This is a genomic window from Methanomicrobiales archaeon (assembly GCA_030019205.1).
Classification (GTDB): Archaea; Halobacteriota; Methanomicrobia; order Methanomicrobiales; family JACTUA01; genus JASEFH01.
The window spans coordinates 1-244 of the sequence record JASEFH010000011.1; the positions used below are offsets into that span (position 1 = coordinate 1).

Genomic DNA, 244 nt, shown 5'->3' on the forward strand with positions numbered 1-244 from the left:
AGCTCCATGTCGTTCCGCTCGAACTGGATCTCGACCAGCCGCTGGAGGATGTCGTTCCTCGGCACCGCATCCCCCACCTTCAGCTCGAATCCCATGCTCCGGAAGTTCTCCGGGTTGCCGAGCCCGTAGATGCAGGAGACCGAGGCGACCACGATCACGTCCGAGCGCATGGCGAGCGATGCGGTGGCGGAGAGGCGGAGCTGCTCGAGCTTGGGGTTGATCGCCGCATCCTTCTCGATGTACT

The 244-nt window shown here is 63.5% G+C and carries 1 protein-coding gene; it reads right to left on the reverse strand.

Going from position 1 to position 244, the window contains the following annotated elements:
• Positions 1-244: excinuclease ABC subunit B (locus tag QMC96_07455; protein ID MDI6876590.1), on the reverse strand; the 244-nt coding region annotated here is incomplete at both ends.